Annotated in this window: 18 protein-coding genes, 1 tRNA gene and 2 pseudogenes; 13 read left to right on the forward strand and 8 right to left on the reverse strand. The window is 51.2% G+C overall.

The window, feature by feature from the left end; genetic code table 11:
• Nucleotides 1-184: 184 nt before the first annotated feature.
• From GQY55_RS23465 to GQY55_RS23475, 3 genes are all read left to right on the forward strand, one after another.
• Nucleotides 185-1,372: a GIY-YIG nuclease family protein gene (locus GQY55_RS23465; protein WP_160044349.1), complete on the forward strand. Its 1,188-nt coding sequence runs from the start codon at nucleotides 185-187 to the stop codon at nucleotides 1,370-1,372.
• Nucleotides 1,373-1,540: 168 nt separating this feature from the next.
• Nucleotides 1,541-1,924: a helix-turn-helix domain-containing protein gene (locus GQY55_RS23470; RefSeq protein ID WP_160044350.1), complete on the forward strand. Its 384-nt coding sequence runs from the start codon at nucleotides 1,541-1,543 to the stop codon at nucleotides 1,922-1,924.
• A 53-nt stretch (nucleotides 1,925-1,977) separates the two neighbouring features.
• Nucleotides 1,978-2,754 (forward strand): nucleotidyltransferase domain-containing protein, encoded by a 777-nt coding sequence (locus GQY55_RS23475; protein WP_160044351.1) that lies wholly within the window; start codon nucleotides 1,978-1,980, stop codon nucleotides 2,752-2,754.
• 105 nt (nucleotides 2,755-2,859) lie between these two features.
• On the opposite strand, the pseudogene GQY55_RS23480 reads toward GQY55_RS23475, so the two are convergent.
• The 3 genes and pseudogenes from GQY55_RS23480 to GQY55_RS23490 form a co-directional block, all read right to left on the reverse strand.
• A pseudogene (locus GQY55_RS23480) lies at nucleotides 2,860-3,051 on the reverse strand (GrpB family protein); the annotation flags it as partial.
• A gap of 132 nt (nucleotides 3,052-3,183) precedes the next feature.
• On the reverse strand, nucleotides 3,184-3,381 hold the full coding sequence (locus tag GQY55_RS23485) for a hypothetical protein (RefSeq protein ID WP_160044352.1): 198 nt from the start codon (nucleotides 3,379-3,381) through the stop codon (nucleotides 3,184-3,186).
• Between the two features lie 310 nt (nucleotides 3,382-3,691).
• Entirely contained in the window at nucleotides 3,692-4,633 is a 942-nt protein-coding gene (locus GQY55_RS23490) for a helix-turn-helix transcriptional regulator (protein ID WP_160044353.1), read from the reverse strand.
• 104 nt (nucleotides 4,634-4,737) lie between these two features.
• Between GQY55_RS23490 and GQY55_RS23495 the strand changes: the two genes are divergently transcribed.
• The gene (locus GQY55_RS23495; protein ID WP_160044354.1) at nucleotides 4,738-7,014 is read left to right on the forward strand and encodes an ATP-binding cassette domain-containing protein; all 2,277 of its coding nucleotides are present in this window, start codon (nucleotides 4,738-4,740) and stop codon (nucleotides 7,012-7,014) included.
• 152 nt (nucleotides 7,015-7,166) lie between these two features.
• On the opposite strand, the gene GQY55_RS23500 is transcribed toward GQY55_RS23495, so the two are convergent.
• The gene (locus tag GQY55_RS23500; RefSeq protein WP_160044355.1) at nucleotides 7,167-8,015 is read right to left on the reverse strand and encodes a hypothetical protein; all 849 of its coding nucleotides are present in this window, start codon (nucleotides 8,013-8,015) and stop codon (nucleotides 7,167-7,169) included.
• Between the two features lie 300 nt (nucleotides 8,016-8,315).
• On the opposite strand from GQY55_RS23500, the gene GQY55_RS23505 reads away from it, so the two are divergent.
• Complete coding sequence (locus GQY55_RS23505) at nucleotides 8,316-8,720, forward strand: PH domain-containing protein (RefSeq protein WP_160044356.1); 405 nt, start codon at nucleotides 8,316-8,318, stop codon at nucleotides 8,718-8,720.
• Between the two features lie 26 nt (nucleotides 8,721-8,746).
• On the opposite strand, the gene GQY55_RS23510 is transcribed toward GQY55_RS23505, so the two are convergent.
• Complete coding sequence (locus GQY55_RS23510) at nucleotides 8,747-9,550, reverse strand: AraC family transcriptional regulator (RefSeq protein WP_160044357.1); 804 nt, start codon at nucleotides 9,548-9,550, stop codon at nucleotides 8,747-8,749.
• A 301-nt stretch (nucleotides 9,551-9,851) separates the two neighbouring features.
• On the opposite strand from GQY55_RS23510, the gene GQY55_RS23515 reads away from it, so the two are divergent.
• The 3 genes from GQY55_RS23515 (at nucleotide 9,852) to GQY55_RS23525 (ending at nucleotide 12,329) form a co-directional block, all read left to right on the forward strand.
• The gene (locus GQY55_RS23515; protein WP_160044358.1) at nucleotides 9,852-11,315 is read left to right on the forward strand and encodes a sulfatase family protein; all 1,464 of its coding nucleotides are present in this window, start codon (nucleotides 9,852-9,854) and stop codon (nucleotides 11,313-11,315) included.
• A gap of 155 nt (nucleotides 11,316-11,470) precedes the next feature.
• A tRNA-Pro gene (locus GQY55_RS23520) sits at nucleotides 11,471-11,544 on the forward strand.
• 248 nt (nucleotides 11,545-11,792) lie between these two features.
• A complete protein-coding gene (locus GQY55_RS23525) occupies nucleotides 11,793-12,329 on the forward strand; it encodes a hypothetical protein (RefSeq protein WP_160044359.1) in 537 nt (178 codons plus the stop codon).
• 66 nt (nucleotides 12,330-12,395) lie between these two features.
• Here GQY55_RS23525 and GQY55_RS23530 read toward each other — a convergent pair whose 3' ends face one another.
• A complete protein-coding gene (locus GQY55_RS23530) occupies nucleotides 12,396-12,974 on the reverse strand; it encodes a YjgB family protein (RefSeq protein WP_236575817.1) in 579 nt (192 codons plus the stop codon).
• Between the two features lie 418 nt (nucleotides 12,975-13,392).
• Between GQY55_RS23530 and GQY55_RS23535 the strand changes: the two genes are divergently transcribed.
• Complete coding sequence (locus GQY55_RS23535; protein ID WP_160044471.1) at nucleotides 13,393-13,989, forward strand: ankyrin repeat domain-containing protein; 597 nt, start codon at nucleotides 13,393-13,395, stop codon at nucleotides 13,987-13,989.
• A 133-nt stretch (nucleotides 13,990-14,122) separates the two neighbouring features.
• Here GQY55_RS23535 and GQY55_RS23540 read toward each other — a convergent pair whose 3' ends face one another.
• Entirely contained in the window at nucleotides 14,123-15,334 is a 1,212-nt protein-coding gene (locus tag GQY55_RS23540) for an MFS transporter (protein ID WP_160044360.1), read from the reverse strand.
• A gap of 220 nt (nucleotides 15,335-15,554) precedes the next feature.
• On the opposite strand from GQY55_RS23540, the gene GQY55_RS23545 reads away from it, so the two are divergent.
• Both GQY55_RS23545 and GQY55_RS23550 read left to right on the forward strand, forming a co-directional pair.
• Entirely contained in the window at nucleotides 15,555-16,439 is an 885-nt protein-coding gene (locus GQY55_RS23545) for a LysR family transcriptional regulator (protein WP_160044361.1), read from the forward strand.
• 4 nt (nucleotides 16,440-16,443) lie between these two features.
• Nucleotides 16,444-17,636 (forward strand): annotated as a pseudogene (locus GQY55_RS23550) (HAMP domain-containing sensor histidine kinase); the annotation flags it as partial.
• Nucleotides 17,637-17,884: 248 nt separating this feature from the next.
• Here the strand turns inward: GQY55_RS23550 and GQY55_RS23555 are convergent.
• Nucleotides 17,885-18,691: a lipase family protein gene (locus GQY55_RS23555; RefSeq protein WP_160044362.1), complete on the reverse strand. Its 807-nt coding sequence runs from the start codon at nucleotides 18,689-18,691 to the stop codon at nucleotides 17,885-17,887.
• 339 nt (nucleotides 18,692-19,030) lie between these two features.
• Between GQY55_RS23555 and GQY55_RS23560 the strand changes: the two genes are divergently transcribed.
• A complete protein-coding gene (locus tag GQY55_RS23560; protein WP_160044363.1) occupies nucleotides 19,031-19,936 on the forward strand; it encodes an NAD(P)/FAD-dependent oxidoreductase in 906 nt (301 codons plus the stop codon).
• A complete protein-coding gene (locus GQY55_RS23565; protein ID WP_160044364.1) occupies nucleotides 19,933-20,373 on the forward strand; it encodes an RrF2 family transcriptional regulator in 441 nt (146 codons plus the stop codon). The genes GQY55_RS23560 and GQY55_RS23565 overlap by 4 nt, the downstream gene beginning before the upstream one ends.
• The last annotated feature ends 31 nt before the right edge of the window (nucleotides 20,374-20,404 follow it).

Genomic DNA, 20,404 nt, shown 5'->3' on the forward strand with positions numbered 1-20,404 from the left:
TTGTATATATCATACTAAATGTTTGATGAAGGGTCAATAAATATATGGAAAAAAAGGAAGAAAAATGATGGCGGAAAAGAAAGATTAGGAAGGAATGAAACATGGTTACGTCAAATGCCGTCCAACTCTAGCGATGTTCGAAGAAATCAAATATTAAGGTTTACGTTACGAAGGGGGGATGAGTATGAATGAACGCTACACAAACGCTTCAGTCGGCCGCCGGACGTACGGAAATCTTCAGCCTGGACACGCCCTTAGCGCGGAGATGAAAGACAAGCTTCGGAGCCTTCCCGGCGCTCCCGGCGTGTACATCATGAAAGACGCCGGGGGCGGAATTCTGTACGTCGGAAAGTCCAAACATCTAAAAAACCGGGTAAATTCGTATTTCCACCAATCCAAGTCCCACGCGCCGAAAATCCAAAAGCTCGTCCGGCATGTCAAGGAATTGGAAATCATCCGCACGGATACCGAATTCGAAGCCTTTTTGCTGGAATGCAGCCTCATTCACAAGTTCAAACCTATGTATAACCGCAAAATGAAAAATCCCGCCTCGTATTCGTACATCATCATCCCGGCGTCTGCGGGGCTGCGCCATTTCGAAACGTCCCCCCATCCGCAGCCGGCCCCGGGAGACGACGTTTTTGGACCTTATCCCGCAAGTCAAACGGCGGTTGAAAAAGCGGTGCAAACCATTCTTGAATGCTTGAAAATCGGCTGCAGTCCTGCGGCCGCGGCAAACGCTCCCTGTTTGAACCATTCGATCGGCTTATGCTTGGGGATGTGCATGGGAGGGGATCAACTGAAGAAATACCACTGGCAGATGAACCGTTTGATCGGACTGCTGAAAGGGACCGACCGAAGCTTGTGCGAAGAATTGGAAGGGAACATGGCGGAAGCGGCGGAACGGTTCGATTTTGAATCGGCCGCCAAGTACAGGGATGTGCTGCAATCCATCCGCTTCCTGGAACAAAAAGAGAAAGTCATCGGATTTGCCGGAAACAACCCCAATGTGGTCTTATACGAACAGTTAGACATGAATACGATCAAGCTGTTTTTCGTCAAAAGGCATACCGTCCTCTTCAGCCGCGTCTATCCGATTGGAAGCGATCGGGAGAAGGAACAGTTAATAACGGAGGCGGAGGTGCTCGCTCGGGCTTGTTTTAAGCAGGACGCAAGCGCGTACGCTTCCGAAATAAGCAGGGATGAAATCGATGAAGCCCAGATTATTTACAGCTATGTGCAAAGCCATCCCGGCCAAACGGCGCTCATTCCGGATGCCTGGCTTGATTCGCGATCGTCCGCAGAACTAAGCGATGCGTTGCGTGCATTATTTTTGGACAACCAGACAGAAGATGAACAGCATAAGATATAAGTGAATTTACTCAAACATCATAACCTCGGCCCCGTTTCCGGGGTTATATATTATGATGCCGGCAATCGGAAAAGCATGCCGTAAAAAGCAAGAGAACAGGAAAAGACGCGTGACGCGTGTCGGCGGAAGAAGTCTATCATCTCATAAAGAAATGTGGGGGTTGGCTTTATGGCAAAAACGCAGCTCGAAGATATGGGAGAACGATTAAAAACGGCCAGAATCAACCGCAAACTGACGAAAAATGAAGTCTATTGGCGAACGCAAATCCAGCCGGATACCCTCGGCTTATACGAGACGGCCCAAACGGAGCCGGACCTGCTATCGCTTGCCAAGCTTTCAGATGCATACCGGGTTTCGCTGGATTGGCTCATTACGGGATTCGAGTTCCATTCGAAAAGCAGGCTGATGCAGGCCGAAGCGGGAGATGAAGCGGCTGCAGCGCATCGTACGGGAGCAGTCGCGCATCATCGGAACGATCCGGGAAACGGTAAACGGAGGGATCCCCGGAAACGAATCGACAATAAGAAAACGGGAACCTGGCCTTGGCGCTAAAAAGGCGTTTGCGGGCGATCAACGGGTTTAACACGGATAGGAGAGTACATCGCTTGAAACAAATAATTGCAGAAAAAATCCTAGACATCGAACGTCAACATGAGGTAAAAATATTGTTCGCCGTCGAATCCGGCAGCCGGGCCTGGGGGTTTCCGTCACAGGACAGCGATTACGATGTGCGGTTTGTCTATGTCCATCGTCCGGAATGGTATTTGTCCATCGACGAAAAGCGGGACGTCATCGAAATGCCGATCAACGACCAATTGGACATGAGCGGCTGGGATATCCGGAAAGCGCTGAAGCTGTTTCGGAAATCGAACCCGCCGCTGCTGGAATGGCTTGTTTCGGATATTTCGTATTATGAGGCTTACGGTTTCAAAGAGGAGATGCTTGCTTTAAGAAACCGCGTGTTTTCTCCTAAAGCGTCGGTACATCACTATCTGCACATGGCGCAAGGGAACTTTCGGCAATATTTGCAGGGAGAAGAGGTCAGGATCAAAAAGTATTTTTACGTCCTCAGGCCGCTCCTTGCCTGCAAATGGATCGAAAAATACAATGCGAATCCGCCGATTTCGTTCCAGGATCTCGTTTGCGATCTCGTAACGGAGCCTTCGCTAAAAACGGCCATCGAAGACCTGTTACGCCGGAAAATGGCCGGCGAAGAATTACATCTCGAGAAGCGGGTGGATGTCATCAACGATTTCGTCGAGCGGGAAATGGAGCGTTTGACCGAATTCGCGAAGTCGGCGCAATCCGATTTGGAAGACCCGACGGAGCGGCTGGACGAGCTGTACCGGAAGTATTTGAAAATCGTTTGGAATTTCGGATAGAACAAACGCATAGCCGGTTTTTGGAAGGCCGATCGGGAGATCGGCTTTTTCATCCGAATAAGAAAGTAATGCAGTATATCCTTTCTTTATGGAGTCGAGCTTTTTTCAGAGTACTGTTTGGCTGCAGGCTGCATCCGGATGATCTCTTAAATAATTTCTTATGAGAAGGTTATTTGCCCATTGCTCTCCGTTCCAAATAACGACAGCAAGATTAAAGGAAAATTCCCGCCGCTTCCGAAAATAGAGTCTCCCCACACCAATTTCCCCGAATCCTTCATAACCCAGTTCCATTAAGTTGTTCGTGACCGAGCTGTTGCAGCCCGATAAAGGATGTTATACAGGTCAGAGTTATCAAGTATGAAGATCCATTTGGATACGGATATTTTGACTAATGTTGTGGTTGGGAGGGATTTATATCCAAGGTGCTGTTTAATGCCTGTTCAGGATAACTGCCCAGATAAGTAGCGCACCCAGAATTAGGGACAAAATACCGCGAATCCGAGTGAACTTTAAACGTTTAGTTGTCGCATACGGATCGCCAAATCCGCCAAACCACCTTGCATTTGGTCTTAAGATCGCAAATAGACCATAAGCAAATACAAAAATACCAAACAGTGTCAAAGCCATGCGAATCAACTCCTTTTAATATATAACGCAGCGATATGCAAATAGTTACAATTTAACACTGGAGGGGACAAGCCTCCATGTCACTTACGTTTTTTAACACCCAAAAGTCCGCCAAATACAACAATGCCTATAATCAAAACAAGCCAAAAAGCGATACCCAAATCAACCAACTCCTCTATGTATAAGAAACGCTATCAAAAGCAAATAAACATTTAAGCACAGGAAGGTTTACGGAAATCCCCACCCGCTTTTATTGGTATATTGTAAGCCCCCATGCGAGACTTTGCCTGTTTACGGTCCGTGCAACGCGTCATGAATAATGTTGAATGAGCGTTTGGGCGGAGCTTCGGATGCGGTCAATGATTTCCCGCGGTTCAATGACTTTGGCTTCTTTCCCCAAACCGGCGAAAAATGCGGCCGTAAACCCAATATCGTTGCGGTCGATCATCGTATCGATTATGCCTGCCGTTCCGTTCTCGTCCTCTTCCTCGAGCGGCACGGGATCGAACCAGGGGCTGCTTTGGCATTGGCGCAAGCCTTCCCGGGTCAATTCCACCCAAAGCCTCACAGGGGAAGTTACCGTATAATGTTCGAGCCATTCCGCAAGCTCCGTTTGAACTTCATAGGTCTCCTCCGTGACTTGAAGCGACTCTATACGGTCAACGCGGAACAGCTGAACCATGCGTCTGCCCATATCGAAGGCGGGCAAGTACCACAAGCCGTCATTGGCGTATGCACCGATCGGCACGACATCCCTTGCCTTGCTTCCGGATTTGGACAGGTACGTTATGGTTACGATCCGTCTTTCGACGGCCGCGTCGATCAGATCTTTTAAAAAGGGGGCTTTAACGCTTCGTTTCGGATTCCAAAAAGACAGCACGTGCTCTAGGCGGCTTATTTTGGGCTTGACGTCCTCCGGGAGGAGGGCAAACAGCTTTCGCGAAGCGGAGTCGATGTCCGCATCAAAGGGAAGCGATTCGTAATGCCGGAGCGAACGGAAAGCGAAAAAAATGGCGAGCGCTTCGTTTTCGTCAAACGATACCGGCGGCAGCACCCGGTTTTTCAACGTGCGGTAACCGCCGTTTCGTCCCTGCTCGGTATAGATCGGCACCCCCAATGCCTCAATTTCCATTAAATAGCGATGCGCCGTCCGGACAGAAACTCCGAATTCATCGGCGACGTCCTGCGCCGTGAAATTCCGTTTGGAATTGGCGTACATGATGAGGTCGAACAACAGCTTCGTTTTTGACATGTGCTCCTCCACCGGTTTTTTGATAAAACTTGACAGTTACTGTCATGTTTAAAGTATATGCTAGGGGTGACAAACCGTCAAAGGACGAGAGAGGTGTACAGCCAATGAAGCGGCAAAAAGGAGAACAAGAATACATCCGGATTGTCGGAGCGCGCCAAAAAAACTTAAAGGGCATCAGCTTATCCGTACCGAAGAGGCAAATCACGGTCTTTACCGGTGTTTCGGGTTCCGGCAAATCGGCGGTCGTATTCGATACGATTGCGGCGGAATCCCAGCGCCAGCTGAACGAGACATATTCGAGCTTTGTCCGCCACCGTTTGCCCCATTACGGGCAGCCGAACGTGGACGCCATCCGTCAACTGCCCGCAGCCATCGTGATAAACCAGAAGCGAATCGGAGGGAATTCGCGGTCGACCGTCGGCACGATCACCGATATTTACGCTTTGCTGCGCCTGTTGTTTTCCCGGATCGGGCAGCCTTTCGTCGGGGAAGCCGACACCTTTTCGTTCAACAATCCAAAGGGCATGTGCCCGAAATGCGAAGGGCTGGGGGTCGCCAAGGAAATCGACGTCGACCGGCTGATCGACCGGGAGAAGTCATTAAACGAAGGGGCGATCCTCTTTCCGACGTTCCGGCCCGGGGATTTCCGCTGGAAGCGTTACGTCTGCTCGGGACTGTTCGACAATGACAAAAAGCTGAAGGATTTCACGGAGGAAGAGTGGGACGCGCTGCTGTACAAGTCCGGCTTCAAACCTCCCCATCCGACGGAAGGTTGGCCGCCTACCGCGAAGTACGAGGGGATCGTTCCCAGAATCATTCGCAGCTTTCTGAGCAAGGAATCAAGGGATTCCGACCTGTACAAGGAAGCGATCGACCATGTGGTCAGATACGGGGTGTGCCCGGAATGCGGCGGAGCCCGACTAAACGCCGATGTGCGGAAATGCCGGATCAACGGAAAAAACATCGCCGACTGCGCAGCCATGCCCGTCAGCGATTTGATCGGTTTCGTGGGCGGGATCGATGATCCGCGGGCATCCACCATCACGGAGGCTGTCAAACAGCGCCTGCAGCAGATGCTTTCGATCGGAATGGGATACTTGTCATTAAACCGTGAGACGGCCACGTTGTCGGGCGGGGAATCCCAACGCATCAAGATGGTCCGCCAACTCGGAAGCAGCCTGACCGATCTTGCCTACGTTTTCGACGAGCCGAGCACCGGCCTGCATCCGCATGACGTTCATCGAATCAACGAGCTGCTCAAGCAATTACGGGACAAAGGAAACACCGTAATCATCGTCGAGCATGATCCGGATGTCATCCGCATTGCCGACCACATCATCGATATGGGCCCTTATGCGGGTATCCATGGCGGGAACGTGGTTTACGAAGGCGAGTATAAAGGGTTATTGGCGTCGAATACATTGACGGGACGATGCCTAAGAGAGAAACCGGCCTTAAAAAAGGAACCCCGGCAGCCGACCGGATGGTTATCCATCCGGGACGCGAACCTGCATAATCTGAAAAACGTCAGCGTTCAAATCCCCAAAGGCGTGATGACCGTTGTCACCGGGGTGGCGGGATCGGGAAAAAGCACGCTCATTCATCAGGTTCTCCCGCGATATGCGCCCGATGCGATTTTCATCAACCAGGATGCCGTTCATGCTTCAAGCCGGTCGAATATCGCGACGTTTACCGGCATGTTCGATCCGATCCGGAGCCTTTTCGCCAAACAAAATCAAACGGATGTTTCCCTGTTCAGCTTCAACTCCCAGGGAGCATGTCCGGAATGCAAAGGGACCGGCACGGTGACGACCGATTTGGCCTTTATGGATGCCATTGAAACGGTGTGCGAAGCATGCGGGGGACGAAGGTTCAAGAAAGAGGTGCTGTCGTATACGCTGAGCGGCAAAAACATTAGCGGCGTGCTCAACATGACCGTGGAAGAAGCGAGCGGTTTTTTTGCGGAACCTGAAATATCGGCGGTCCTTGCCCGTTTGCGCGATGCGGGAGCAGCCTATTTGACGCTGGGCCAGCCGCTCGGCACGTTGTCCGGAGGAGAGCTACAGCGCGTCAAGCTCGCAAGGGAAATGGAACATCGTGGAGACATGTACGTTTTGGACGAGCCGACGACGGGACTTCATTTGGCCGATATCCGGCATCTGATGCGGACGCTGAACCGATTGACCGATCAAGGAAGCACGCTTGTCGTTATCGAGCATCAACTCGATTTGATCCGTCAGGCCGACTGGGTGATCGATCTGGGTCCGGGAGCGGGACAGGAAGGGGGAGAGGTGGTATTTGCCGGGAAACCGGAAGATATCATCCATTGCGAAGCGTCGATCACGGGAAGGTATTTGAAAAAACATCTGGAGGATGGATAAAAACGCGGAAGGCTCTCATGGGCACGAAAGTTCCGCCCGTGAGAGCCATGTCCCGAAGTGGATGGTATTATCGGCCGTCGTAATCCACACCGTGGTTCAATGGCTGGATACCGGTGCCGGAGGACGTTGGCGCCAACGTTGTCAAGCTCAAGCTAAGCAGACCCATTACGATCATTGTTGAAAGAAAAGCCTTCTTCATGTTCGATCACTCCCATTAGATAATTTTTTAACACAGCAGCGTATGTATCTCTTTGATGCTTCGTAGCGTGTGACCTATAAACTTCAAATAATGCTACGGATTTCTTGAAATGCTGGTCATCATCAATTTTATCAGAAAATATTAAAGATTGTATAGTAAAATCAATGGCTTCTTTATAGTTATTTTTTTTGAAATGGTAGATCGAAAACAGGTACAAAATCGCAAGATAATAGGAGCGTTCGGTCGGATTCATGTCCGCATGGTTCAACTTTTTGATGTATACGAGCAAAGGGCTCACGATGCCGTCCACATCGAGGTCATGCTTGTTGGCGCATTCCAAAATCGTAACCAAACCCGGAAGCGTTTCGGAGGGATATTGTTGGATGAACAACGCATACTCTTCGATGCTGGCGGTGTTGCCGGACAAAATTTCCACGGTATACGAGTTGGCTTTGGCGAAAAAGCTGAAATCCTCGATGATGTTTTGGTTGCTTTCGCTTCCGTCCGAAAACAGGCTTAAATCTCTATATTGATCGATACATTCCATCGCTTCTTTATAAAGTTTCTTTTTTTGATAGGCTACGCCTTTCATAAGATTGCAATATCCCAAATAATAAACCAACGGTTTTTCCATGACAGGTTTAGGTTGATCCGAAGGATCCCTGTATGGGCCGTACACTTTATCCAGCAGCTCATCCGCCAAAATGATGAGATTATCCCAATTTTCAAAAGAAAAAGCCATACGAAGCATAGTCACTAACGTGTCTACGTTGGTATTCGTTGCTGATGCCTCTACTCCCATATGTGTCTCCTCCCTTTATATTCCATAGGTTGAGTGTATAGATAAATTGCATGGTGGTCAATTATTTTCACTTCAAGACGAAAGGGAAAAAGGCGGGAATATAGGCGGCTGTTGAACAAAAAGGAAGGAGGCTCTAGCTCAAGATGGTCCGTTTCTGCGGACAAGGAGCGCTTGTGCAACCGCAGAATTGGCGCATGGAGGTGCCTAATCATCAAAAAGCTGTTATCATGATGAAACGGGATCGGATGCCGCACGTAATATGCGTTATGATCCAAATTGCAGCGGATAGGAGAGGATGGTATGACGGGACAGGAGTCGGCAACGCGCGGAGCCTTGATCTGGTCTGGGCGGAAATGCACCATATTCGGGCTGCCGCTTTCGTTCACCAAATATTTCGTATATGAAAAGAGGCTGGTAACCCGGCGGGGATTTTTCTCGCTCGTCGAAGACGAGCTGGATTTTTACAAAGTATTGGATAAAAGTTTGGTGCTGCCCTTTTGGCAGCGGATTTTCGGCTGCGGTTCCATCCATTTGAACGTGGCCGACGTGGATACGCCGGTCAAAGTTCTCGTTTCGGTCAAGCAACCGCGGAAGGTATATGCGCAAATCGACAAAATCGTCACGGATTTGACCGGAAACTTGAGCCCGGTGCGGACGGCGGCCAACATTTTGAGCTCTGTCGATCAAGGTGAGTTTTTCAACTGAGTTTGCGGGGCGCGAGATGTCGGAGCTTAAAAAAACTTGGGCATATCGGCGAGATTGCCGCGTTTTGCATATTCGGTAGGGGACATCCCGGCCAGCTGTTTGAATATCCTGCAAAAATAGGAAGTATCGTAATATCCCAAATATTGCGAGATGTCGGCGACCGTCATCGTTGAGCTCAACAGCAGGCTGCAGGCTTCGAGGATGCGCAGCTGATGCATGTACCGGATGGGGGAATGGCCGCAGACTTCCTTGAAGAGAGTCGTCACATAATTGGGGGAACGGCCGACAAGGGTTGCCAAATGACCGACTTCGACCGGTTCGCGGTAATGCGCAAGCAGATGCTTTTTTATCGTTTCGGCATATTTCAGCTTGCTTGGCGTCAGCTCCCCGGGCTTATCCGATTCGCGGGCAAGCATGCCGAGCAGCTCCTGGAAAATGCCCAAACAGATGATGGAGCGGTAGCTTTTGCCGCCCCTCATTTCCTCAAGCAGCTTGTCGCAACGGCTGAAAATATGGCGGGCTTCCTTCATGCGAAATTTCGCGAACTTCCGCTGATCCAGAAACGGGATTCCCGTTTTCAGGGATGGGTCGTACGTAAACAAAATCGTATATTTTTGGTGGGTGGTACCCATCCAATTGCCGCCGGATCTGCGGGTGGACATCGGTATGAACAACACGTCATTTTTTTCCCCGATCGCTTCTTCCCCGTTAATGTCGTAGCGGACTTTTCCCTCTTGAACGATCGAAAGCACGTTGTATCCGATCGCTTCAAGCTGCGTATGCCAATGGGGAATATGGTTATCGAAGTTTACGCTGGTCAATTCGAACATAAATCCCGCCTCCTTTAACCTTCCTGATCAAACCCTAACATAATCAAACGGGCCGGTAAACGGCCTTTTTTCGTATTTTGATCCACAAAAATCGTAGAAAAGTACAATTATTAACTTCCGGATACGGCAAAATCCAGAGCAAGCCTTTTTAAAGTTTTATAGTTCAAGGGTAAAAGAGCACTTCGAAAGTTGTTTGACGGGAAACCGCGGATTCGGCGAAAAAAACGGTGGAGAAATGTACATGACGACCGGACTGCCCGTAGCCTATAATTCATCTAAAAACGGGGAAAGGATGGGTTGTATGAGAGTATTGCTGCTTGACTTGGATTCAACGAGACCGGATCATCTGGGATGTTACGGATACCACCGGAATACCTCGCCGAACATCGACAAAATCGCTGCGGAAGGGGTCCGGTTCGATCAATATTATACTTCCGATGCGCCTTGTTTTCCGTCGCGGACGGCGCTCATGACGGGCAGATTCGGCATTCACAACGGCGTCGTGGGCCATGGCGGAACCGCTGCCGACGTAAGGCATGAGGGGATCGACCGGGATTTTCATGACAGGCTGACGACGGAAAGCTTTCCGGCGCTGTTCCGCAGGGCGGGGATGAGGACCGCGCTAGTCAGTCCGTTCGGCGAGCGGCATTCGGCCTGGACGTTTTACGCGGGATTCAACGAAATCTACAACACGGGCAAATCCGGGATGGAATCCGCCGAAGAGGTAACGCCGACCGTGCTGGATTGGCTCGAGCGCAATGCGGATCAGGACCAATGGATGCTGTACGTAAACTATTGGGATCCGCACACCCCGTACCGCGCACCGGACTCGTTCGGCAATCCGTTCGAACACGATCCGCTGCCCGGATGGATCACCGAGGAAGTGCTTGAGGCCCACAAGAAAAAAGTAGGTCCGCATGGCGCAAACGAAATCAATATGTACAACAGCGATACGACGCCCCGGTTTCCCCGCCATCCCGGCGAGATCCGATCGATGCAGGATTTGAGGAAAATGATCGACGGTTATGACTGCGGCGTCCGTCATATGGATGAGCATATCGGCTCGATCTTCCGGCTCATGGAGGAAAAAGGAATGATGGAAGATACGGTGATCATCATTACGGCCGACCATGGCGAAAACATGGGCGAGCTCGGCATTTACGGTGAACATGGAACGGCGGACCAGGGGACCTGCCGCATCCCGATGATCATCCGTTGGCCGGGCATGCAAAGCGGCGTTGTGGACACGGCGCTTCACTATCATCTGGACCTGCCTCCGACAATAGCCGAACTGCTGAACGTATCGCCGGCGCCGAGCTGGGATGGCGTCAGTTACGCAAACACGCTTATGCGGGGCGAACCGTCGGGCCGCGACTATCTGGTCGTATCGCAGTGCGCCCATGTGTGCCAGCGAAGCGTACGTTTCGGGGATTGGCTGTACATCCGAACCTATCATGACGGCTATCATTTATTCGATAAGGAGATGCTGTATAACGTTGCGGAAGATCCGCATGAGCAGCATAATTTGGCGCAGCAGCGCCGGGATCTCTGCATGGAGGCGGTTTATCGTCTGAACGAGTGGCATGACCATATGATGGAGACGATGAAGTTCGACGTGGATCCGCTGTGGACGGTCATGAAAGAAGGCGGACCGTATCATGCCAAAGGGCATTTGCCTATGTATATCGAACGGCTTAAGAAGACAGGCCGCGGCGATGCGGTGGAAGAGCTGATGAGAAGGCATCCGCGGGAATTTTCGAAATAAACATGGAACAACAAGCCGTTTGATCATGGAACATGGACAAGCGGCTTGTTGTTCGCTCGCTGTTTTTTTACTGTGTTCGATTTGTGAATTTTTCACATAGCCCCTTTACAAAATGTAAAATCCGAGTAAAAATTATAGTATAAGCTTTACGTTAACGAGACGTGGCTCAGCTTGGTAGAGCGCTTGCTTCGGGAGCAAGAGGTCGCAGGTTCAAATCCTGTCGTCTCGATCACGGCAAAGACAACAACCGTTGGGGATAAACCCTGATGGAAGTTGTCTTTTTTCATAATATCCGAAAGTGTAACCTGTCGAGCGGTCCGGCTTCTTAGAGGGTGCGCCGATCGATTTTTTCTTGTTTTTATGAAGTTGAGCGTCCTTTCGACAAAAAACGTGTAAAAATCGCAATGGAGCCATTGTAATATTTTGCTAGCTGTCCTATGATGTTAGTAACACTGCATGGGAGGATTAATAGAGGAAATGAAAAAAACGATCGCATTATTGATTTTGCTGCTCATCATGCTGCCGTGCCAAGGCGCGTTTGCGGCTAGCGTGTCGACCACATCCGTGGAGAAGCAGTATTTCGAAGATTACAAAGGCAGGGTCAAGGAAGTGAGGGAAGCGCAAAAAGCGCTTTATGCAGCCCTTTGCACGGAATTGCCATCGCTGACCGCCAAATCCAAAGCTTCCATCGCGCAATACAACAGCCTGGTCAAGAGCAAAGCTTCGAAGGATTCGATTGCCCAAGCGAAAGCGGTACGGGACCAGGATCGGAAAACGCTGTTGAGCGCTAAAATGTCCTGCACGAAAAAAGTGAACGACGCCAAAAAAACAAGCAACAACCAGTTAAAAGAAGTGGATCAATACAAGCGGAACATGATCGCGATGATCAAAACGCACTTGGCCGGAAAGGACCGGATGAGCAGCGAGGAATTCAATAAAAAGGTTCAAGACGGTTTGAAATACATAAACGACAGATTCGATATCATCATCAGGGATCTGAAATCCGTGCGGTAACCGAAGCCGGTTCCATTTCTGAAACAAAAATCCTCTATCGTCAACAGGACGAAGAGGATTTTTTTGTTATTTGGCCGTCAGGTTAATATGGTCGAGGTCTTTGCTGCTGTTGAAAATGAATTCCAGCTTATAATCTCCACGGATATAGGTAAGTTTGGTTTGTGTCTTTTTGCCGTTTTTGAACGTGGAGACGGCATTCGGCGCATACCAGTTCTGCTTCAGCATGCTGATCGTGATGCCGCCGATGTTGGTTTGGCGTTCCACATTGGTTCCGAAATAACGCATTTCGCGGATTTTATTTTGTTGATACGAGAAGGCGTAACCGGGGTTGCCCATATCTGCGCCGTATACGTCGAAAGCGCCCGAACTTTTGCCGGGAACGGTAGGTTCGCCGATTTTTTGGATGACGTTTTGCTTGGTGCTTTTTCCGATCGTCAGCCCGCTTACGGCGCCGGGAAATTGTCCTTTCAAGGCAGGTTTGTAAAAGCTGTTTAGCGTTTTGAGCGCATTTTCTGCGGCATAATCCCCCGCGGTCGTTTTCGAAGCGGCGTGGGCCTGAGGAATAGGGAACAAAGCATGGCTGCTGCCCAAAGCGCCGAAGCAAGCGGCACCCGCAACGGCAAAAGCCAGCACGGCTCTTTTCATCTTTTTAGGAAGCATCTTCTTATTAAGCATCGTTGTGTCCTCTCCTTATCGCATGCTTGATGGCATGTTCTTTTTATCTATTGAATGTCATCGGGTTCGTTTCAATCATAGTCGAGTTTGAGAGGTTTTGGGTTACGAAGTCATGAAAATGGAATTTCAGTTTTGATACCCGGAAAGGAACGAAAGGATGCTTGCGGGCCCGGCTTATTCGAAAAACCTAAGAAAATATGATGATTTGAATATTTTTCATATAGGGATATTCATGATAGCATCGTATGCAAGGAAAGGAGTGACCGGGATGCATCGATATTGGGTGCCGATCATTGCTTTGGCCGTGTTTTCCGGATGCGCTTCGGACCCCGCGCTCACGCAGCGCGTCCCGGGCGACATCCAAACAAACGAAAAGAAGGTGACCACGATGGATCAGCAGCTGATTTTGTCGGCGCAAAACGGAGACACGGACAACGTGTTGAAGCTGCTCCAAGAAGGGGCGGACATCGATGCGACGGATGAACGCGGCAGAACGGCCGTCATGGCGGCAACGTACAATAACAAGATTGATACGGTAAAAGCGCTGATCGAACACGGCGCGGACATCAACGTTCGCGATCATAACCTGAACAACGTATTTCTGTATGCCGGAGCGGAAGGTCTGCTGGACATCCTGAAACTTGCGATCGACGCCAAGGCGAATACGAAGCTGACGAACCGGTACGGCGGGACGGCGTTGATTCCCGCTTCGGAACGCGGCCATGTCGAAGTCGTCAAAGAGCTGCTTACACGGTCGGACGTCGACGTGAACCATATCAACAATTTACGTTGGACCGCGCTTTTGGAAGCGATCATTTTGGGAAGCGGGGGCGACAAACATCAGCGGATCGTTCAGCTGCTGGTTGACCACGGAGCCGATGTGCACCTTGCCGACGGCGAGGGCGTAACTCCGCTGCAGCATGCGCAAAGACGCGGATACCGGGAAATTGAACAAATTTTAAGAGCGGCGGGGGCGGAAAGGTAATGGAAACGGGAGCGCGTTAGATAACCCCGGCTCGGAAAAAGCGAACGGATGCCCCGTTCGCTTTTTCGCTTGATCTTGACGCGGATCGGATGTTTCTTCTTATTGATGGGCGCTGCCAATCGTGCAGCCCGGATTAACCGCGGTTTACCGCCGTCCGATCGGCAGGGCGGAGCGTTCTGTTTTTACGGTTGCCGATTTTTAGCTGAATGAAAATCATGATCGCCACCACGGCCATCAATCCGAAAAGCGCCGGCGGGAAATTTCCCGCGCGATCATGGATAAAACCGACGCAGAGAGGCCCAAGCGAAGCGAAAATATAACCGCCGGATTGCGTCATGGCCGAAAGCGCGTTGGCTTCGTCCATGTTCGACGATTCGTCGATCGGCAGCATTAACGCCATGGGGAACAGCCCTCCCGCGCCGATGCCGAGAATGACGCAGGTTACCCAAGGCGTCACGTGAAGCAGGGTAAGCGCCAGTCCGACAAGTTCCATGGATGCACAGCCGACGAGCCAAACCACGCGATGCTGAAACCGGCTGACCAGAATGGGCAGCACAAAACTGACCGGGATCTGGATCAGCGTAAACAAGGTCAAAATCCAGCCCGCCGTATGTTTGTCGTACCCTTGTTCCTGCACGATGGGAGGCAGCCAGGCGGTGAGCGAATAAAACATGAAGGCCATCATTCCGAAAAAGCTGGTCAACAGCCAGGCCCGTTTGCTTTTTAACGGCAGCTTTGCGCCTAGGGGCGGCGCCGACTTTGCGGAATGGACGGCAGCGGAACCGGCTGCGGCGGCCGCCTTTTTGACGGGCCTCCACCAGATGAACAGCGCGACGACGGCCAGCACCGCCCACGAGGCGGTGGAAGCCTGCCAGGAACGGCCCAACGCGTTTTGAAGCGGTACGGAAAAACCGGATCCCAAAGCCGCTCCCACGACCATGGCCATGGAATAAACGCCGACGATTGCCGACGGATTGGAAAAATTCTTTTTGATGAATCCCGACAAAAGCGGTCCGATGACGGCAATGCCGGCACCCGCCAGAAAAGCGGTCAGCAGCATCAGCCATGCGTCATGGGCGTAATACCTCGCAGCCGTGGCGGCGCCGATCAGCAAGAGGCTATACGCGATCGTCCGCTCGATGCTGAAGCGGTTGCTCAGCCTAACCGCAGCCGGGGCAAAAAAGCCCATGCACAACACCGGCAATGACGTCAGCAGGCTGGCTTCCGCTCCGCTCATGCCGAGGGAATCCTGGATCGTTCGCAGCAGCGGGGAGACCGAAGTAATGACAGGGCGCAAATTAAGGGAAGCCAAAAAAAGCGCGGCAATCAAATAAACAAAACGCATGGTGTACCATCTCCATCCAAAATGTTCTATGTTGAGAATCAGATCTAATCCAGTGTATAGGGCTCGCTTTGATTGATCAATATTATTGTTTCTATGAATATGATTCGTTTTTCGAATGAAACGGCTTTCCAAACGGCCTGCCGTTATATCTTAACGATTGCTGTACAGGATCGTTTTGAATATGATCATTAGTATTATGAATGAAAGCGAGTGAAGTGGTTTGGAAATTCGCCAGCTTCATTATTTTATGGCAGTCTGCGAGGAGATGCATTTTACGAAGGCTGCGGAAAACATCGGGGTATCCCAGCCGACGCTCAGCCAGCAGATCCGGGCGCTGGAGGATGAGCTGCAGATGCCTCTGTTTGACCGGATCGGCAAAAAAATTAGGCTTACCGAAGCAGGCGAGCTGCTGCTGCGCAATGCGGCCGCGATCATGGATACGCTGCAAAACGTCAAAGATTCGATTGCCGATTTGCGCCATATCCAAGGCGGGACAATCAAGGTCGGGATTATGCCGTCCGATCTTGATTACCGGATCACGAGGCTTGTCGTCGATTTTCATCGCGATTTTCCGCAAGTGAAACTGACGGTGATCGCATCGATCGACATTTTACGGCAGGTGCTTGAAAGCGAAGTGGATATCGGGGTTGGCACGAACGTGCCCCAAACGGAGCACATTGTCTCCATTCCGTTATGCACCGAGGAGTACGTGCTGACCGTATCGGCTAAACATCCGTTGGCCGGCCGGACAAGCATCGGGATCGAGGAGCTGAAGGACGTGCCGATGATCATGTATCCCGAAGGATTCATGGGACGGGAGTTGGTGGAGGAAGCGGTGCGGCCCCATGGTTTCCGGCTTCAATCCATTTTGGAAACGAGCTCGGCCACTTCGATCATCAACCTGGTCAGGGAAGGCCTCGGCGCAACCGTGCAGCCGTATCCGCTCATCCGGCAGATGAACGATCCTGCACTGCATACGATACGCATTCATGGGGGCGCGCCATGCCGCAACCTGTCGATCATCTATCGCTCGGACCGGTATTTAGGCCAAGCGGCGAAGGTTTTTATGGAACGCATCCAAGATTATTTTCAGCCACGGGGGTGAAGGCGTGTCGATTCGGATCAAATTATTGCTCTCTTATACGGGCATGCTTGTCGTCAGCCTGCTGGTGTTCGTCCTGACCGCCGGCTTGTTCACCATCGCGGCAACGGGCGATGTCCACAGCCTGAGGGATTTTTACAAGGTTCATTATCAATTGAATCCGCTGACGGAGCAGGAGGAATCGATTTTTTTGGAGTTGAAGTATATGGCAAAAAACGATCCGGACGGGCTGCTGGACATCAACCAGCTGAAGGACTATGATTTTAAGCTCAAAACCGTCAGGGCCGGGCTTTACGTGCGCAGGGAAAACAGCCAAGTGTTCGAATCGCAAACGTTTAACCATCCTGCACTTCATCGCCATTTGCCCGCTTACGATCTGAACAACAATCAGATCCGCAATACGTTTAACATCGGCGAACGGTTTTACGCCTATGCCAAATACGATTTCCGCTTTGCGGACGGGGCCAAAGGGAGCGTGTTCGTCATCCGCGAACGGAGTCCGTTCGGGGAAGTGACGCGCAGGCTCCTCCCGGTATTGATCCTGGCCTTGATCGGCGTGATCGTGGTTGCGAACGCGCTGTTATACCGCTGGATCACCCGCAGCGTCGTCAGGCCGCTGGACAAGCTGCGCCATTCGGCCGAACACATCCAGGAAGGAAACCTCCGGTTTTCAGGGACGAGATCGGACAATTAAACGAAGCGTTTGAAAATATGCGGAAGAGGCTTCTGGAATCCGTCCAACTGAGGCTGCAGGATGAAGAGAACCGCAAAGAGCTGATCTCCAACATCTCGCATGATTTGCGCACGCCCCTCACGAATATCAAAGGCTACATCGAGGGCATACGCGACGGGGTTGCGGACACCCCGGAAAAAATGGACAAATACGTCAACATCATTCATAGCAAAGCCGTCGATTTGGACAAGCTCGTCGATGAGCTGTTCCTGTATTCCAAGCTGGATTTAAAACAGGTTCCTTTCACTTTCGATCGCGTGGACATCGTTCGCTTTTTGGATGACTGCATCGACGAGCTGCATTATGCCATGGAGGCAAAAGGCATTGCGCTGCAATGGAACGGGCGCCCGGAACTCGGCATTCCGGTCATGGCCGACCTGGAAAAATTGAAGCGCACCGTGTTCAATATTATCGGCAATGCCCAGCATTTTATGGATAAGCCGCAAAAAAACATTGCCGTTTCCGTACCGAAATTCACTTTCTAAAATATTCAAGAAGACGGCAAGGAGACCAAAGGAGATGTCCCGTACGGTAAATTTGCATAGACCGCCGAAAGCCCGATTCGTTTAAAATATGTGGAATTGAAAACCAGCGGCGTCAGGGATCCTGCCGTCGACATGTAATCAGAAAAAGCGCCGCGGAAACGGATTCATCCGGGATGCTATTCCCGGCCGCCGGCGCTTTTAATTTTGCAGCCCCATGAACCTGAAATGCTCTACTCCTCTTGTTTCGGCTCGGTCGCGATCGGGCAAAAGCCGGGGTTTGCCAAGCACATCAGCTCCGCGAACTGTGGCTGAAGTTTGGAAAGCTCCGCGAAATAGCTGCTGATGACGTGGTTTCCGCCGATCGATCCGTTTTGGAACGTCAGAGGCGAAGAAGCGGGAACGTGACTGTAATAATATTTTTTATCGCGTTTAGGCAGTTTGTACACGGGGGGCGGGGCGTGGGTGACGACGTCGAACAGGTTGCAGGTCCGCCAGCTGCTGCGAACGTACTTGGGAAATACTTTGGCAAACGCCGGATCGCCTACCCGCGGAGAGCCGTATGTAAACAGGATCGGAGAAGCGAAGCGGGTGTTGGCCGCGACGTCGATCGCGCATAACGTCGCAAGGGCCGCACCCAGGCTGTGGCCGGTAACGTACAGCGTTTTGTCCGGGGACATTCGCGAAAGCGCAGACATCACTTGGCTGCGGGCCGAGGCGTATATGCCGGTGAACCCGCGATGCGTGAGACATGGTTCCTTCACGTATTTGAAGCTTCTTTGCGAAGCGATCACGTCCGAAATCCAATTGCCGGTGGAACTGGTTCCGCGAAACGCAATGACGATTTCCTGCGGCGCGTCGAGAATGAAGCCAAAACGTTCCCATACCCCCGTAATGGACTTGGCTTCGATCACATCCGCGACCGTATAGTTTGCCGGAACGACAAAAAAGCCGTCCGGGTGATTAAATTGCGCATAAGTCTGTCCGCATACGGCAGCGAGAAAAATTGCCCGCTTTTCCTGGTCCGAATTCACGCCCATACCCACCCCGCCTTTCTCTTCTATACCATATTAGAGGGGAAGGAAATAGGTGCCTATGCGGCGAAAGAACATGGAAAGCCGTCGATTGGATTTGACTTTAATTTTAATCGAAGGTATTATAGATATATGAACTCTCTTATTTAGGGGGTGATGATATGAAATTCGACATCCGGAAAGTGATGATATCCGCCGAGGAAGCGATGGAGCAGCAGTTGCGAAACAAAAAGATTTGCTAGCTTGCGCAAAAATAACTGTGGAAAAAACGGCTATTTTTTTGAACATATTAAGGATATAAGATATCTCTAATATCTATTTTTAAGTGAGAAAGGTGGACACAAAATGATCTATGATTGTGCGATCGTGGGCGGAGGGCCGGCAGGGTTAAATGCCGCCTTGGTGCTTGGCCGTGCGAGACGAAACGTTGCGATTTTTGATGATGGCCAGCCAAGAAACAGGGTCACGCGGGCCTCTCATGGGTTTATTACGAGGGACGGCGTAACGCCTGCCGATTTCAGGCGGATTGCCCATGAAGAAGTTTTGAAATATCCTTCCGTCAGGCATTGGCAGACCGGGGTCACCGGTGTTCGGAAAACGAAAAACGGTTTTTGCGTTTTGACGGCTTCCGGAAAAGCCGTCGAGGCCCGGAAACTGATCTTTGCTTCAGGGTTGAAGGAAGTGTTTCCAAACATCGAGGGCTTGCACGAATATTACGGAAAAAGCGTGTTCAATTGTCCGTATTGCGATGGTTGGGAGATGAGGGATCGACCGCTTGCGGTCATTTCGGAAGAGCCTTCGGTTTTCCACATGGCCAAGCTGCTGTATAACTGGAGCAGGGATTTGATCGTATGCACGAATGGAGGTGCCCCGCTTACGGACGAACAGCGGCAGAGGCTGGAATCCCGGGGCATCCGCGTCATTCGGACGCAGGTCGCCGCGTTTTCGGGACATGACGGGCAGCTGGAGTCCATCCGCTTTGCGGACGGCAGCCTGATCGAACGGGGCGGGGCTTTTATTACGCCCAAATTTTTGCCGAAAGCCGAATTTAAGGATGCTCTGGGATATGAAACGAATGATGACGGAGGCATCGCCGTCGACGCTGCGGGGAGAAGTTCCGTCAAGGGAATCTATGCCGCCGGCGATGCCGCCTATGTTCGTCCTTCGCAGTTGGTTTATGCCGCAGCCGCGGGCAGCAAAGTCGCCATAACCGTCAATATGGATTTGACCGATGAGGATTTTGGGGAATGACTCCGGTTTTCGACTCCGATCGCGCGCTGGGAACATCCAGGTTTCGTGTATTGGTTCTCGTCATTTTGCTCCTGGCGGCTCACGGGGGAACGATGACAAGCGGGGAAATGGCCCGCCATCTGCGCGTTCATGCCGTTTACTTAAGAAAAATCATGTCGCCGCTCCTGAAGAGAGGGATCATTGAAGCGAAGGAAGGGAGGGACGGCGGGTACACGCTCAGAGCTCCTCCCGAGCATATTTCGCTTGCCGTCGCGCTTGAAGCCGTCAGCGATGAAAAATACAAGCCGGGAGATCAAAACGCCGGGGCGGCGGAATCGGCTTCAGACGGCCTCGATCAGGTGATCGTCGAGGTGCGGCATTGCGTCATGAACTGTTTGGCAAAATATTCGATTGCCGATATTTCGGCGGATAACATCCGTTCCGGTTTATTTTCTTAACCAAAACCATTCAAAAAGAGAGGAAGACCGA

The organism is Paenibacillus sp. USDA918EY (assembly GCF_009870825.1).
Lineage (GTDB): Bacteria > Bacillota > Bacilli > Paenibacillales > Paenibacillaceae > Paenibacillus_AQ > Paenibacillus_AQ albilobatus.

Coding starts and splice junctions, on each gene's coding strand:
- GQY55_RS23465 (WP_160044349.1), top strand. CDS start 185: ATGAATGAACGCTACACAAACGCTTCAGTCGGCCGCCGGACGTACGGA.
- GQY55_RS23470 (WP_160044350.1), top strand. CDS start 1,541: ATGGCAAAAACGCAGCTCGAAGATATGGGAGAACGATTAAAAACGGCC.
- GQY55_RS23485 (WP_160044352.1), bottom strand. CDS start 3,381: ATGGCTTTGACACTGTTTGGTATTTTTGTATTTGCTTATGGTCTATTT.
- GQY55_RS23490 (WP_160044353.1), bottom strand. CDS start 4,633: ATGTCAAAAACGAAGCTGTTGTTCGACCTCATCATGTACGCCAATTCC.
- GQY55_RS23495 (WP_160044354.1), top strand. CDS start 4,738: ATGAAGCGGCAAAAAGGAGAACAAGAATACATCCGGATTGTCGGAGCG.
- GQY55_RS23500 (WP_160044355.1), bottom strand. CDS start 8,015: ATGGGAGTAGAGGCATCAGCAACGAATACCAACGTAGACACGTTAGTG.
- GQY55_RS23505 (WP_160044356.1), top strand. CDS start 8,316: ATGACGGGACAGGAGTCGGCAACGCGCGGAGCCTTGATCTGGTCTGGG.
- GQY55_RS23510 (WP_160044357.1), bottom strand. CDS start 9,550: ATGTTCGAATTGACCAGCGTAAACTTCGATAACCATATTCCCCATTGG.
- GQY55_RS23515 (WP_160044358.1), top strand. CDS start 9,852: ATGAGAGTATTGCTGCTTGACTTGGATTCAACGAGACCGGATCATCTG.
- GQY55_RS23525 (WP_160044359.1), top strand. CDS start 11,793: ATGAAAAAAACGATCGCATTATTGATTTTGCTGCTCATCATGCTGCCG.
- GQY55_RS23530 (WP_236575817.1), bottom strand. CDS start 12,974: ATGAAAAGAGCCGTGCTGGCTTTTGCCGTTGCGGGTGCCGCTTGCTTC.
- GQY55_RS23535 (WP_160044471.1), top strand. CDS start 13,393: ATGGATCAGCAGCTGATTTTGTCGGCGCAAAACGGAGACACGGACAAC.
- GQY55_RS23540 (WP_160044360.1), bottom strand. CDS start 15,334: ATGCGTTTTGTTTATTTGATTGCCGCGCTTTTTTTGGCTTCCCTTAAT.
- GQY55_RS23555 (WP_160044362.1), bottom strand. CDS start 18,691: ATGGGCGTGAATTCGGACCAGGAAAAGCGGGCAATTTTTCTCGCTGCC.
- GQY55_RS23560 (WP_160044363.1), top strand. CDS start 19,031: ATGATCTATGATTGTGCGATCGTGGGCGGAGGGCCGGCAGGGTTAAAT.
- GQY55_RS23565 (WP_160044364.1), top strand. CDS start 19,933: ATGACTCCGGTTTTCGACTCCGATCGCGCGCTGGGAACATCCAGGTTT.